The organism is Loktanella sp. IMCC34160, from assembly GCF_004145845.1.
In the GTDB taxonomy this organism is placed as follows: Bacteria; Pseudomonadota; Alphaproteobacteria; order Rhodobacterales; family Rhodobacteraceae; genus SELP01.
In genome coordinates this window covers 83307-96428 of sequence record NZ_SELP01000005.1, presented here as the reverse complement: position 1 = coordinate 96428, position 13122 = coordinate 83307, and the positions used below count along the sequence as shown (strand labels likewise).

Here is a 13122-nt window from a genome sequence, read left to right as displayed (position 1 = left end):
TCAGATATCCTTCATCAGCCGCAGCGCATCATAGATCGCCGCATGGGTGTTGCGGGAACTGACCGCATCACCGATCCGGAAAAGTTGAAACGTGCCATCCGGGTTGCGGGTGATGTCCTGCGTTTGCCCCGCGATCAGCGCATCCGGGTCGACCGCCCCATCATTGCGCGACAGGGGGCGCAGGTCAAAGTACAGGTCGGCCAGCGGCATCGTCCCATAGTTCACCACGATCTGATCATGGGTCTGTTCGCGGGTCAGGTCGCTGTAGTCGGTGCCGATCACCGCCTTCAACTGGTTGCCATCGCGCACTACGTCCAGAAGGCGGCGGGTGACGGTAAAGGTCACGTCCTTGTCCTGAAGCGCGCGCATGTAGGGGACAAGGTTCATCGCCATGACGTCGGGGGCGAAGGTGCGGTCGGGGGTCATCACCTCGACCTTTGCGCCGGCGTTGGCGGCGATCTCTGCCGCCATCAGGCCGGGGTGGTCGCCGCTTTCGTCATAGACCAGAACAGAGTGCCCCGGTTTCACATCGCCGGAAATGAGATCCCATGCGCTGACGACCAGATCGGTGTCGCGGCTGGATTCAAACAGGTCCGTGTTGGGCAGCCCGCCGGTGGCGACGATCACCACATCGGGGGACAGGGCGGTGACATCCGCGACCTCGGCCCAGGTGTTGAACCGGAATTCCACGTCGCGGGCGGCGCATTGGGCCATGCGCCAGTCGATGATGCCGATCATCTCGCGCCGCCTTGGGTTCTGCGCGGTCAGCCGGACCTGTCCGCCGGGGTCCGGCTGCGCCTCGAACACGGTCACGTCATGGCCGCGTTCGGCGGCGACGCGCGCGGCCTCCAGCCCGGCGGGGCCAGCGCCGACGATCACCACCTTCTTGCGGGTGTCCGCCGGGGCGATCTCGTGCGGCATTGTCAATTCGCGGCCCGTGGCCGGGTTGTGGATGCAAAGCGCCTCGCCCGCGCCATAGATCCGGTCAAGGCAGTAGGTGGCCCCGACGCAGGGGCGGATGTCGTCCTCGCGCCCTTCGATGATCTTCTTGACGATCTGCGGGTCGGCCATATGCGCCCGCGTCATGCCCACCATGTCCAATTGGCCAGAGGAAACGGCAAAGCGCGCGGTGGCCACGTCGGGAATACGCGAGGCGTGGAACACGGGCATCCCGGTCGCGGCACGGATCGCCCCGGCCAGCCCAAGGTGCGGCGCGCTGGCCATCCCCTGCACCGGGATCATGTCGGTCATCGCCGGGTCGGTGTGAATGCGTCCGCTGTTGATGTTGAACACATCAACAAGCCCCGCCGCCTGAATATGTTTGGCCAGCGCCAACCCTTCGTCAGGGGTGATCCCGCCGGGGGTCTTTTCATCCGCCCCCATCCGCAGGCTGAGGATGAAATCATCCCCCACCCGCGCCCGGACAGCGGCCAGAACGTCCAGCGTCAGCTGCGCCCGGGTTTCAAGTGTCACGCCGCCATAGGGGCCGTCCAGATCATTCGACAGGGCCGACATGAACTGATCCAGCAGGTGGCCATGAGCGATGATTTCGACCCCGTCCATGCCGCCGGCCTTCATCCGCTCGGCCGCGTCCGCGAAATCCGAGATGATCCGCTCGATATCCCAATCCTCGGCCAGTTTCGCAAAGGACCGATGCGCCGGTTCGCGGTGGCGGGACGATGACACCGACGGCAGCCAGTCGCCCTTGGACCACCCTGTGCGGCGGCCAAGGTGGGTCAGCTGGATCATCGCCGCCGCGCCATGTTCGTGGATGGCGTCCGTCAGGTTGCGAATCCACGGCACGACCTCGTCCTTGTAGGCAAGGATGTTGTTGAACACCGGCGGGCTGTTCAGGGACACCGCCGCTGATCCGGCGGTCATGCACATGGCAACCCCGGCCTCGGCCCGCGCCGCGTGATAGGCGGCATAGCGATGCTTTGGCATTCCGTCTTCGGGATAGGCCGGTTCATGGCTGGTGGTCATGATCCGGTTGCGCAGGGTCAGATGCTTGATCTGGTAGGGCTGCAAGAGAGGGTCGTTTGACATGGAAGCTCCGCCATCAGGTTGACGCGAGGATTCCGAAAATGTGCACTTATGTCAAGTTTGTGTTCATGCGTGACGATTTTATTGCTCCCGGCCCGTCGGGCAGCTAGGATCGGGCCATGACGACGGTAGAAAACATCGACACGGACGAGGCGCCCGGCGGTTGGCGCGGGTCGCGCGAAGGCTGGCTGCTTGCCGCGCGCGAGGCTTTTGTCACCTCCGGCCTTGACGCGGTGAAGATCCAGCCACTGGCAACCCGGCTGAATCTGTCGCGCACCAGCTTTTATTGGTTTTTCAAGGATCGCGCCGCGCTGCTGGACGCCCTTCTGGACGATTGGGAGGCGACCAATACCCGCAGCCTGAAGACGGCGGCAGAGGCCTATGCCGAAACCATCACCGAGGCGGCGCTGAACCTTGTCGCGGTCTTCATGGAAGGCGGCCCGTTCGAGGCCGGGCTGGACCTTGCCGTGCGGGGCTGGGCGCATCAGTCCGAGGATGTGGCGGCGCGGGTCAACGCGGCGGATGCAGAGCGGCTGGCGGCGATCCGGGCCATGTTCGAACGCTTCGGCTTTGCCATGGCAGAGGCGGACGTGCGGGCGCGCACCGTCTATCTTGTGCAGATCGGCTATATCTCGATGCAGGTGATCGAGGACATGGCCACCCGTATGGCCCGCATCCCGGGCTACATCCAGACCTTCACCGGCCAACCCCCGACCGAGGCGGAGCTGCGCCGGTTCCATGCCCAATGCGGGTTTGATGGAGGCCGCTGAAGGTACCGTCCCAGAATCTGGGTGACAGCTTGGCGACTGCCCGCTTACACTGGGGCATCGGCCGTCATCACCGCAATTTCGGCTCTCCGGGTGGTGTGCCGACCGGGCCATTCCGGGCCGGACCCGATTTCAGCACCGCCCCGACAGATCAAGAAGGGACCGACATGATCACAGCAGATACCGCCGCCACCGTCGAGATTGGCGTGATCCTTGGGTTCAAGAAGGATCAACCGCTTGTCGTCTTCGCCTCCAACCCCAAAGAGGCCGCCGTGCCCGCCCGGTCGCTGCACCAGCTGTCGCAGGACAATATCGGGGCTGAGGTGGCGCTGATGTTCGAAGGCGGACGGCTGGACCGGCCACTGATCATCGGGCTGGTCCAGAAACCGATCCGGACCGAGGCCACGCCGGTCACGATCCAGCGGGACGAAGACCTTCCGATCCAGATCACCAGCCGCAAAAGCATCGAACTGCGCTGCGGAAAATCCAGCATCGTGATGAAAGCGGATGGAACTGTCACGATCCGGGGGACGCAAATCCTGACGCGGGCGGAACGGAACAACCGGATTCAAGGGGCCAGCGTTCAGCTGAATTAGGGGCGCAGTTCCGAGAAATCGATGAACGGATTGTCCCGGTCACCCTGCATCAGCCAGTTGTAGAGCGATGACCGAGCAGTGGCCGGGTCATAGTCGGTTTCCGGCACAAACACATCCCGACCGACGACGGGTTCGAACCGGACCGGAACGTCGAACAACCCAAGCTTCGGCATCTCGCTGCGGGGATGAACACGGGCAAGGCGATCCGCCGCCCAGTTGAACCAAGCGTCAAACGTCTCGGCATCATCTTCAAGGACGTAGCGGGCAAAATCTGCCATCCAGCTTGTGCGCAACCTGATATCCGGGTTGAGGTTCATTCCGTACATTGCATCCATCAGGATGATTGCAGTCGTCGCGAGCGGCGCGCGGACCGGGCCGACCCATTCTTCGTCGTCGGGTTCGAAATAATCGCTCGCCTCAGGTTCAAGCATATTGGCCCAACCGGCGGCGATGACCTGCGACAGCATCGGATCGGAACTGACTCCGGAAAGCCGAACGTCGATCCAGGAAGCGGAGGCAAGGGCCAGCCCAAAGGCCGCCGCATCCGAGATTTCTTCCAGGAAGCCGTCTGGGGCTTCGAACATGAAATACTCGCGGACTCTCCAATCTTCCCACTCGAAAGTTGGTTGATCCCGGCGTCGAAGGACACCCGCGATATATTCTTCAAGCGTCACGAAGGCACTCCATAGGGATCGCCTTTGAATCCCATCGCAAGCATGTCGGACGGGCTCCGAAGGAAGCGGTTCTTAGTGTGGTCGAGGCCTTTGAGGTTCGCAAATGCTTCGGCTTCGAGGTCTCTTCCATCGAGTTCAAGCGAAAGGTCTAGGAATGACGGCGGCAATGGTTTCCCGCGTATCATGGCGCAGTAGTCCCGCATTTCAGGCCCCCGAGGAATCGCATCGATTTCCTTATCCGTCTTGTGCTGGACGAGGGATGTCTGCTCAATTCTTGCAAGATATTTTTCCAACCATGTTTGGAAAAGCGCCCGTCCGTGGTCTGGCAGTATGTGTTGAACTAGCATGGTGAGGTGAAAAGCAGGAAAGATTGGTGCGTTGGGGTTTGTCCAGTCCAGCATGTTTTCCATCTGTGATCTGAACAAGGTGTCAATCTGCATAAGCGCTGATAGTTCTGGCGGATTGGCTGGCGGGTAATTGTCCGGTTCCGCATCCGGATCAAGATACCTGAAATTGAAATGCCAAGCGAAGCTGGCCTCAATCAGTTCATCAAGGTGGCTGACATCTGTGAAATGTTCCAGTCGACGCGCCGCCCAAAAAGAAACTCCGGCCATCATCGTGATAACAGAAAGTTTTGATTTGTTCCCGAGAATCCTGACCAAGGGCGTAACGGTTTCGGCGGGTCCGATGTGCGCGCGTGGGCCTTTCCATTCCGAAGCGAGTGGGGCTTGCGAAAGGTCGAATTCTCCTAGTTCATTTATCTGAATCATCATATTTCCCGTTCGCAATTCAAAGACCGGTTATGGCTTCGGAGCTTTCTTGATCTTCCGTTTCGAAAATACCTTTTCGCCGTCTTCATCGACGCCCTCCTCACAAATCTCGATGTCCATGCAATTTGCGGCATGCCTAAGAAGGGCCTCGCAATCAGAACAAGGATCGTGCGGTTTCATGCCGCTGCTTTCGGCCGACGGCCAGTCGATCGAGATCACCAGCTTCCCCTTTGGCCCGCCTGCTGAACTGCCGGTATTTTCCTTTTGTTCCTTCAACAACGTTTCCAGGATGCGCGCTTCAGTGTGGCTTTCTGGATGATTTCGATAAACTGGTTGCGGGTGCTCATAGCCTCCGCAAATCTCCGACGTCGTGCCGCCTGTGTCCTTATTGACCATCTTCCGGCGTTCGGCGCCTTTTCTGCCCTTCGCGCAGCCCTGAGACCGGGTGAGCATTGCATTGCTCGACCCTGACCAACCAACGGCGGCGGAGTTGCTTTCATCAATATGCAGGAACGTCGAGACTGTTGAACTTCCCTCTGCGGCGGCACGACCGGCTTTACTCCCAGTATCCTCAATTTGATCGCGGACCTTTTTTTTTGCTTCAGCCAGCCCTTCACATGGATTGTCGTGGTCGACCTCGACCGCGATGGAAACGCCCGCCGCATCTATCGTCGCTGCCGTCGCCGGGTTGCTGTGGTTCGTCGTGGTGATGTCCGAGAACCGATTGACACCGGCGCCTTGAACTTTGACGTCGAAAGAATAGGCCTGATGTTTTGTTGCCCCGCTCAGCGTGTGCGAAACCACGTCCATCCCGAAAGACCGGGTTGCGGCCTCGTTTCCGTTGGATTTCTTGTAGGTCGAGGAGTTCTTCTTGCCGACTTCCTTTTTCTTGATCTTGACGGTGGTCGTCCCCTGCGACGTCTTTTTAGCGTTGGTGAACATCGGGTAGGGGATTGGCACCGGCCCGGCGGGCGGCGACGGCGGGCTTAGGCAGACGCTGGGAAAGCCCGCGATGATCTGGTTCGCCTGGGCCTTGCCCGACACTTCCCGTCCATTTGCAAATACGCTCATCCTGAAAATTCTCCAACTATGGCGACCCGCGTTCCGTCGTCCTCTCCGCCGTGGAACAGGACGTGGCGCAGGGGCAGAATTCCCATGCGTCCCGCCTCGAACGCCCAGCCCATCGCGGCGGGCAGCATCGCGGCACCAACTTCGCCGATCGCCTCGGCTGTGTTCCAGTCTTCCAGAAGCTCGCGTGGACGTCTAGACACCTCGTCTGGCGGCAGCCGGTCATTGCGCATGACGGCGATGGTCGCCTCTTTGAACTTGCCATGCTCGCCGTTCAGATCGCCCAGCAGGACCCCGATGTCGAACATCTGGGTTCCGGCCGCGGCAAGGGCCGACCGGATCGCGTTGGTCAGCCCGGAACAGCGTGGGGTTTCGTCGTCGGGATTGCCGATGGGTTCGCGGCCTTCGCCGACCCCCGTCAGCCGCAATTCCGGCAGGCCCGTCGCCCCCGGCGCGGAGAGGATCACCGCGGCCCCGGCCTCGCCCGGAATGAAGCCCGAGGAATTGCCGCCACACAGCAGCCGGTTTTCGCGGATGTAATGGTTCACGATCACCTGTTGCAGCAGGCTTTCCACACCCAGAAGGATCACGTAGCGCGACCGGCCCAGTAGCGCACCAGCATTGGTCAGAAGCGCCGGGATCGCGGCCTTGCCGCCGGGCAGGATCCCGCTTCCCTCTGGCAGGTCGAACCCAAGCTGCGCCGTCAGGCGGGCAAGCAGACCCTGTTCAAGACCGGGCGTGCGGCCGGGCCGCGTCTCGGGCGCGACGCTGATCAGGATCGGCACCTCTTTGGGCTTGGTCCCGTCGATGGCATCGATCTGCGCATGGCATTGGCCAATGACCTCGGCGGCGATCTCGGCCAGAAAACTTTCGCCTTCCCACCATTGATGCGCGCTTAGCTGAAAGGCGTTCAGGGCCGCGCCCTTGGTCGGATCCCACAGCGGGGTTTGGATTGCCGCCGAAAGTCCGGCCCGCATCGACGCGACAGATGACGGCCCGTCATGCCCGGCCGCGGTCCACATGCCATAGCCGATCACCGCAAGCATGGCGTGCCTCCCCGAGTTATGATCGCGCGACCGGTCATTGCGCCTCGACCACGACTTGCGACAGGTCGAAGATGTCCCGATCCGGTTTCAGATGGGTGCGCCACGTGATCGTCAGCTGGTGGTCGGACGGGTAGAAGACGACCGTATCGGGTTGCGCGATCCGTTGGGTCATGCGCCCGGTCTTGCGTTCGAACCGCATGGTGACCTTGGGCGCGGGCAGGACCCCGTGGATCGGTCCACGCGGTGACAGGCCCACCAGAGAAAAGGCCTCTCCATGCGTTGGGTAGCGGATCTGCTGGTCCGGCGGGGCTGACTGGAAATATCGCGGGTCCAGATCCGTCGGCGGAAACGGCATCCGCGTGTCCTGCCAGACCTTGTCATATGTTCCTGCGAAGGTGCGCCGGGGCAGCCATGCCCGGCCGATGGGGCCAAACGCCATGGGCACATAGGTGCCTACCGGGTCCAGGACCGGTTTGCCGATCTCTTCGGTGTTTGGCAGTGGTTTGCCCTCGGTCTTGGACGCATAGGGGTAATAACCAACCCCAGCCGGGTTGGTTTCGACCGTGTCCCAGATGTCTTCCTTGCGGGGGTGCTGTTCGCCGCCGCCCCAAGCCTGCTGATAGCCGATCTCTTGCACGGAAAACGGTTTGGGGTCTGACGGTTCGACTCCCAGCATCCGGCCCTGCCAGGCGCGGGGGCCCAGGACGTGGAAGGATTTCTTCACCTTGCCCAGTTGCGCGGCGACCAGCAGCCGTTTCACTTCTTCCCCGCCGGGGGTACAGGCGGGGCCCGAGACCATCACATCGCAAAAGGGTTTGGCCGGAGCAAAATCAGTTTCGGACAGGATCGCGCTTCCCAACCCTTCAGCGATTTCGTCAGCAAGGTGCAGCGGGCGCTGGACCGGGGAGAGGGCGCAGGCGTCGCCCGGAGCCTCGGGCAGGGTGTAGGTGCCCTTGGTGACCACCACGACCATCTCGCGCCCGGCCGAGTCAAACGCGAGGGTGAACTGGCAGGGGAAAGGGGTCAGGTTTTCAATGTGCATCGACATGGCTCATCCCATCTGCCAGTCGCGTCGAAACTGCCGATCCTGCAGGAAGACCCGCGACCGCCAGTTTGGCAGGCGCCGGTCAGGCGATTGCATGGCAATGGCCTGCGCCACGGCGCGGAACCGACCCTGAAACTCCAGCTGGGTCGTGTCGATGTCCTGATAGCTCCACCGCGCGAGGCCGAACAGCATCGGGTGGTCGCTGCTGAGGCGCGACCCGTTTTCGGCCATCCATGCCGCGATCCGCTCCGGATCGGGCCAGGGCAGGGCCTCTTCGATGGCATCTTCTTCGGGCGCGTCCTCCAACAGCGGGTTGTCGGGGCTGTCAGGGAATTCATCCAGCTCCAGATCATCCTCGGCCACATTGGCCCCGGTGATCATCGAAAACGCCCAGCCAGCCATGCGCGAAAATTCGGGCGCGGCCATATCCGAGATGATGAAATCAAGGGTCCGGGTGGCCCCGATCACCCCCAACGCCAGAAGCCCCCAGCGCCGGGTGTCGATATCGGACAGAAGCGCGCGGACGTGATCGCGGGCGTTCTCTTCGTTGAGGGTCAGGAAGGCGACCTCGGTCGCAAGGCGGCTGTCCCGCGCGCTGCTGGAGGGGCCGATCTTTGACAAAAGCGGAACGATCGTTGCGCCCGAGGCAATCCGGCATCCGGCCACCGCCGCCGCAAAGGACACGTCCGGGGCGCTGTCGCCCGCCGCCTCCTCGGCCCTTGGTCCGTGTTCGGCCAGTCCCATCACCCCTGCGTATTCGAACGCGCGGGTGCGGATGCCGCTGTCGGCATGATCAAACAGCGGGATCAGCAGATCGCGCAGGTTCAGCCGATGCTGGATCGCGGCCTCCAGTGCGGACCGAACAAGGAAGGGGTTATCCGAGTGTATCCACTGCCCAAGATAATCCCGCCGAACCGGCTTTCCGCAGAAGGCGAAGGCATGGCCGACCGCGGCTACGGCATCTTGCGGGTCGGCGGCCAGGTCGCCGATCAGTTCGGGAAAGTCCTTGTTTCCCTGTAGCATGGCGACATGGGCGAACATCGAAACTTCGCCCCGCGTCGGGCTTTCCTCAAAGATGCTCCGGGCCATGTCCAACGCCTGGGCGCCGCAGTACATCCCGAAATCAAGATGCGCGGCAAGGCGCTGCTCGGTCTCATATAGGTCTGGCAGGCGGACGTTGGGCATTTCCGTCAACTGGCGGTGCTGCATGAACAGCATGGCCGCATCCTCCAGATGAACACGGAGGAAGTCGTCCCGCACAGTCGGTCTATTTACCTTTTTGAGCATAATGACTTCGCAAAATGGGATGCGAGGATGCTAGCCCGGCGGTCATTGAATCAGCAAGGAAATTTCTGAACGGGTTCACCGCGCCGAAAGCGTTTCGACCTGCCCCTTGATCGGCCCTTCGCTGCCTTTCGCGCGGCAGGCTCAAACGCCACGGCCGATACCGGGCGCCTCAATGCAAAGACGAAACGCTCTAGTCGGCCGAGTTCCAGATCCGCCGACGCCGTTCCCGGACGGCCGTGTCGCCGTCGCTGGTGCCGTCATGGAAGGTGTTGAACCACTTGTCCCAGGGCGTTTCCCATGTGCCGTAGTTGCAGTCGAAGAACCGGTGATGAAGCTGGTGAAAGAAATCCCCGACCTCGATACCGCCCTTGCCGATCTTCAGTTTTTCAAACCCGGCGTGCGAGGTCGGCGCGCCGATCCCGTGGTGGAACAGCAGGAACAAGACATGCACCGGGTGTGCGGGGATCAGCAGGAACAGCAGCGTATCGGTCATCAGGACAAAGCTTTCGACCGGGTGCATCGCAAGCCCCGACCACGGTCCGGTGTTGACGTTCTTATGGTGCCACGAATGGACGTGGCGATAGAACGGCCCGACATGCAACAGCCGGTGGTGGGTGTAGAAATAGAACCCCGCCCAGATCGGGATCAGCACGATCAGGGTGACGAACCAGACCGGGTTCGTCTCGAAGGTGATCATCGTGGCCCAGCCGTTGGCGTAGGCATACCAGATCAGGCATTCGAAGAAGGTCCAGAATTGCAGGGCGACGAAGGACCAGAACATGTTGTCCCAGACCTGATTGCGAAACCAGAAGGCCCGCGCCCCCTTCATCATGGGCCGCATGTCGTAGCGGTAGTCGTCCTTTTGCACCGCGAACCGCCACAAAAGCAGGTGCAGCCCACCGGCAATGCCAGTCAGGAGGATGAAGTTGCGCAACCAGACCTCGGCGATCCAGTCGAACCGGATGGTTTCGGCGCGTGACAGATCGGGGGTGAACCATGTCCAGACGACAAAGGCCGCAACAAGGAACAGAAACCGCAGTCCCACCGGGTTCCAGCTGCGCAGCAGGTAGGCCGCTGCCGCGAGCGGGCGCATCGGCCAATCCCAGTAGGGCGCGAGCTTGATCGGCAGGTCGGGTGTGTAATTCCAGACCCGCCGCTCCGGGCGGGCAGGCGGCGGGGTCTGGTCAGTCATGGCTTTCCCTCGGGCCTAGGCTGCGCGCTGTGCGGCAACATCCGCGTTGGCAAGCGGGAGTCGGGTTCCCGGGGTCATGACATCCGGGTCATAGGGTTTGCGGGCAAAGACCTCTTCGACCATTGGCGCAAAGAACGACAGCGGCAGGTCGTCATAATCGGGGTCAAAGCTGGCCTGATCCCAGCGTTCGCAGAATTCGGCGCAGTCATCGAAATAGGGATGACCCCGGTGCCGTTCCCGCTTGTGTTGGTCAAAACCGTCAAGATGATGCCCGTAATAGAGCATCTGGAAATCGCCGTGGGTCTGCACGCACCACGCGCATTGGTCGCGGACGAAGGGGCGCAGGATGGTCGCGGCGTATTCGTCGTGGTTATAGGGGGCATAGATGTCCCCGATGTCGTGCAACAACGCCGATACGATCCAGTCGATATCTGCGCCGTCGCGGTAGGCGCGGCTGGCGGATTGGATCGAATGCCCAAGGCGTGTGATCTGGTAGCCCGACAGGCTTTCATCCAGTTCGACCAGCGCCTTCATCAGCCGTTTGGCCGTGTCCTTGGTATGATCGATCTCATGGGCGGTCAGGAATTCGTAATCTTCCTTGGTGCCGTCCTTCATCTGCTTGAAGCTGACCTTGTCCATTGTGGAATCTCCCTTGTCTGGCGTCACCATGCCCGTTGCGCCCATTTACGCCGAGAGGGAAAAGTGGAATAGTTCGATACCTTTTTGTTATGTAGGATCGCCGGGATGCGCCGCAGGCTGCCGCCAATGAATGCCCTTCTCGCCTTCGAGGCAGCCGCCCGTCTGGGCAATTTTACCCGCGCGGCGGAAGAGCTGGGCGTGGCCCAGCCCGCCATCACCCGTCACGTCGCCAAACTTGAAGATTGGATCGGCGCGCCGCTGTTCCTGCGGCGGGGCAACGCGATCAGCCTGACGCCCGAGGGGCAAAACCTCTCAGAACTTGCGACCTCGGTTCTGGACCGGGTCGAACTGGGCGTGCGGGACGTGCGCCGGGCCGGCAGCCGCGATTTCGTGGTGGGGGCGTCCTTTGGCGTGGCCCATCTGTGGCTGATGCCGCGCATCGGGGCCATGCGGCAGGTCGCCGATGCGCCTGTGAACTTCCTCACTTCGGACGATTATCGCAGCTTCGACGAGGGGGGCGTCGATTTCTCCATACGTTTCGGGAATGGGGACTTCCGGGGGATGGAGGCGGACCTGCTGTTCCCGGAACGGTGCCGGATCGTCGCCGCGCCCGGGTTCGCAAAGGCCCATCCCGGCTTTGACCCCGCCGCCCCCTTCGAAACCCTGCCGCAGCGGTTCCTGCTGGACCATGGCGACCCGAGCGGATCGGGTTGGATGACCTGGGAACGGTGGTACAGGGCGCTGGGCCGAAGCCTGCCGCGGTCCGCCAATCTTCCGGTCGTGCGCAGCTATCCGACCATGCTGGATATGATCACCGCGGGCGACGGCGTTGGCATCGGATATCTTGGGCTGGAAGATGCGCTTGTCGAAAGCGGGGCCATCGTGCGGATCGGGCCGGAACTGGGGCGTGAGGGATATGGTTATTACCTCGTCTACCGTCCGGCGTTGCGCGAAAAAGCCTCCTTCGAAAGACTTCGGGCCTTTCTTCTGCGTGATGCCCCGGTCAGCTGATCCGGCTACGCTGCGCCATCGGCGTGACCCCAAATGCGGAGCGATAGACCCGCGAGAAATGACCGGGACTTTCAAACCCGCAGGCATAAGCCACGTCGATGACCGAGGATTCCGTCTGGATCAGCAGGTGCCGCGCCCGATCCAATCGCAACTGCATGTAATACTTCTTGGGAGAGGTGTTCAGGTGCTGCCCGAACAGCCGTTCCAATTGACGAGTGGATATCCCGATCTCTGACGCGATGGTGGCCGGGGATATCGGGTCTTCGATGCGGTCTTTCATCCGCTTGATCGCGCTGGACAGGTGGACGTTGCGCATTCCCATCCGTGATTGGATCGACACCCGCTGTTCGGCGCTCGCCTCGCGTGCAGAGCTATAGACCATCTGATCGGCCACGGCGGTGGACAGGTCGGCCCCGTGGTCCAGCTCAATTAGGTGGAGCATCAGGTCTGCGGTGGCGGTCCCGCCCGAGGCGGTCAGGTATTTTTCGTCCGCGACAAAGACATTCCGCACAAGTGTGACCTTGGGAAAGGTCTCGGCGAAACTGTCGTGATAATCCCAGTGGATCGCCGCGCGCCGCCCGTCGAGAAACCCCAGATGCGCCAGAATCCACGAGGCCGAACACAGTGCGCCGATGGGTCGCCCCCGATACCGTTCCCGCCGCAGCATGGCGATCAGCGGTTTGGTGATACGGTCGCGCATTCCAAGGCCAGACAGGACGAACAGCCGGTCACAGGCCGGAACGCTGTCGAAACTGCCGTGCACCAGGGTCCGCGACCCGTTCGATGATTTCGCGGTCTGCCCGTCTTCGGACAGGAACGACCAGCGATAAAGGTCTTTCCCGGCGATGAAGTTCGCAATCCGCAGCGGTTCGACCGCGCAGGAAAAGGCGATGTGGGTGAAATCTTCGACAAGGGCAAAGACGATGTGCTGGGGCGTGGGCATCAGTCGGGCCTTCACGAGGCATTGCGCAGATTTGTATCCTA

Annotated in this window: 13 protein-coding genes; 3 read left to right on the top strand and 10 right to left on the bottom strand. The window is 61.8% G+C overall.

Features of this window, described 5'->3' with window-relative positions:
• Window positions 1–2046 carry an NADH:flavin oxidoreductase gene (locus EU803_RS14080; protein WP_129683940.1) on the bottom strand — a complete coding sequence of 682 codons (2046 nt, stop codon included), beginning with the start codon at window positions 2044–2046 and terminating at the stop codon, window positions 1–3.
• Window positions 2047–2162: 116 nt separating this feature from the next.
• Here EU803_RS14080 and EU803_RS14075 point away from each other — a divergent pair, with 116 nt between their 5' ends.
• Window positions 2163–2813 carry a TetR/AcrR family transcriptional regulator gene (locus EU803_RS14075; protein WP_129683938.1) on the top strand — a complete coding sequence of 217 codons (651 nt, stop codon included), beginning with the start codon at window positions 2163–2165 and terminating at the stop codon, window positions 2811–2813.
• Between the two features lie 164 nt (window positions 2814–2977).
• Entirely contained in the window at window positions 2978–3406 is a 429-nt protein-coding gene (locus tag EU803_RS14070; protein ID WP_129683936.1) for a DUF6484 domain-containing protein, read from the top strand.
• Here EU803_RS14070 and EU803_RS14065 read toward each other — a convergent pair.
• From EU803_RS14065 to EU803_RS14030, 8 genes are all read right to left on the bottom strand, one after another.
• A complete protein-coding gene (locus tag EU803_RS14065; protein WP_129683934.1) occupies window positions 3403–3990 on the bottom strand; it encodes a hypothetical protein in 588 nt (195 codons plus the stop codon). The genes EU803_RS14070 and EU803_RS14065 overlap by 4 nt on opposite strands.
• 86 nt (window positions 3991–4076) lie before the next feature.
• The gene (locus EU803_RS14060; RefSeq protein ID WP_129683932.1) at window positions 4077–4853 is read right to left on the bottom strand and encodes a hypothetical protein; all 777 of its coding nucleotides are present in this window, start codon (window positions 4851–4853) and stop codon (window positions 4077–4079) included.
• Between the two features lie 27 nt (window positions 4854–4880).
• Window positions 4881–5921, bottom strand: coding sequence for a PAAR-like domain-containing protein (locus EU803_RS14055; RefSeq protein WP_129683930.1), 1041 nt, complete (start codon window positions 5919–5921; stop codon window positions 4881–4883).
• Window positions 5918–6964: a 3-oxoacyl-ACP synthase gene (locus EU803_RS14050; RefSeq protein ID WP_129683928.1), complete on the bottom strand. Its 1047-nt coding sequence runs from the start codon at window positions 6962–6964 to the stop codon at window positions 5918–5920. Before EU803_RS14050 ends, EU803_RS14055 begins: the two co-directional genes overlap by 4 nt.
• Window positions 6965–6998: 34 nt before the next feature.
• Window positions 6999–8012 (bottom strand): DUF2169 domain-containing protein, encoded by a 1014-nt coding sequence (locus tag EU803_RS14045; RefSeq protein WP_129683926.1) that lies wholly within the window; start codon window positions 8010–8012, stop codon window positions 6999–7001.
• Window positions 8013–8015: 3 nt separating this feature from the next.
• Window positions 8016–9227 carry a hypothetical protein gene (locus EU803_RS14040; protein ID WP_129683925.1) on the bottom strand — a complete coding sequence of 404 codons (1212 nt, stop codon included), beginning with the start codon at window positions 9225–9227 and terminating at the stop codon, window positions 8016–8018.
• A gap of 259 nt (window positions 9228–9486) precedes the next feature.
• A complete protein-coding gene (locus EU803_RS14035) occupies window positions 9487–10488 on the bottom strand; it encodes a sterol desaturase family protein (protein ID WP_129683923.1) in 1002 nt (333 codons plus the stop codon).
• 15 nt (window positions 10489–10503) lie between these two features.
• The gene (locus EU803_RS14030) at window positions 10504–11127 is read right to left on the bottom strand and encodes an HD domain-containing protein (protein ID WP_129683921.1); all 624 of its coding nucleotides are present in this window, start codon (window positions 11125–11127) and stop codon (window positions 10504–10506) included.
• Between the two features lie 126 nt (window positions 11128–11253).
• Between EU803_RS14030 and EU803_RS14025 the strand changes: the two genes are divergently transcribed.
• Window positions 11254–12138: a LysR family transcriptional regulator gene (locus EU803_RS14025; RefSeq protein ID WP_165352842.1), complete on the top strand. Its 885-nt coding sequence runs from the start codon at window positions 11254–11256 to the stop codon at window positions 12136–12138.
• On the opposite strand, the gene EU803_RS14020 is transcribed toward EU803_RS14025, so the two are convergent.
• Complete coding sequence (locus EU803_RS14020; protein WP_129683917.1) at window positions 12131–13081, bottom strand: GlxA family transcriptional regulator; 951 nt, start codon at window positions 13079–13081, stop codon at window positions 12131–12133. The two genes, EU803_RS14025 and EU803_RS14020, sit on opposite strands and share 8 nt — an antisense overlap.
• Between the last annotated feature and the right edge of the window lie 41 nt (window positions 13082–13122).

Excerpts from the sequence above, each read along its gene's own strand:
- EU803_RS14080 (WP_129683940.1), bottom strand. The coding sequence starts at position 2,046 with ATGTCAAACGACCCTCTCTTGCAGCCCTACCAGATCAAGCATCTGACC.
- EU803_RS14075 (WP_129683938.1), top strand. The coding sequence starts at position 2,163 with ATGACGACGGTAGAAAACATCGACACGGACGAGGCGCCCGGCGGTTGG.
- EU803_RS14070 (WP_129683936.1), top strand. The coding sequence starts at position 2,978 with ATGATCACAGCAGATACCGCCGCCACCGTCGAGATTGGCGTGATCCTT.
- EU803_RS14065 (WP_129683934.1), bottom strand. The coding sequence starts at position 3,990 with ATGTTCGAAGCCCCAGACGGCTTCCTGGAAGAAATCTCGGATGCGGCG.
- EU803_RS14060 (WP_129683932.1), bottom strand. The coding sequence starts at position 4,853 with ATGATGATTCAGATAAATGAACTAGGAGAATTCGACCTTTCGCAAGCC.
- EU803_RS14055 (WP_129683930.1), bottom strand. The coding sequence starts at position 5,921 with ATGAGCGTATTTGCAAATGGACGGGAAGTGTCGGGCAAGGCCCAGGCG.
- EU803_RS14050 (WP_129683928.1), bottom strand. The coding sequence starts at position 6,964 with ATGCTTGCGGTGATCGGCTATGGCATGTGGACCGCGGCCGGGCATGAC.
- EU803_RS14045 (WP_129683926.1), bottom strand. The coding sequence starts at position 8,012 with ATGTCGATGCACATTGAAAACCTGACCCCTTTCCCCTGCCAGTTCACC.
- EU803_RS14040 (WP_129683925.1), bottom strand. The coding sequence starts at position 9,227 with ATGCTGTTCATGCAGCACCGCCAGTTGACGGAAATGCCCAACGTCCGC.
- EU803_RS14035 (WP_129683923.1), bottom strand. The coding sequence starts at position 10,488 with ATGACTGACCAGACCCCGCCGCCTGCCCGCCCGGAGCGGCGGGTCTGG.
- EU803_RS14030 (WP_129683921.1), bottom strand. The coding sequence starts at position 11,127 with ATGGACAAGGTCAGCTTCAAGCAGATGAAGGACGGCACCAAGGAAGAT.
- EU803_RS14025 (WP_165352842.1), top strand. The coding sequence starts at position 11,254 with ATGAATGCCCTTCTCGCCTTCGAGGCAGCCGCCCGTCTGGGCAATTTT.
- EU803_RS14020 (WP_129683917.1), bottom strand. The coding sequence starts at position 13,081 with ATGCCCACGCCCCAGCACATCGTCTTTGCCCTTGTCGAAGATTTCACC.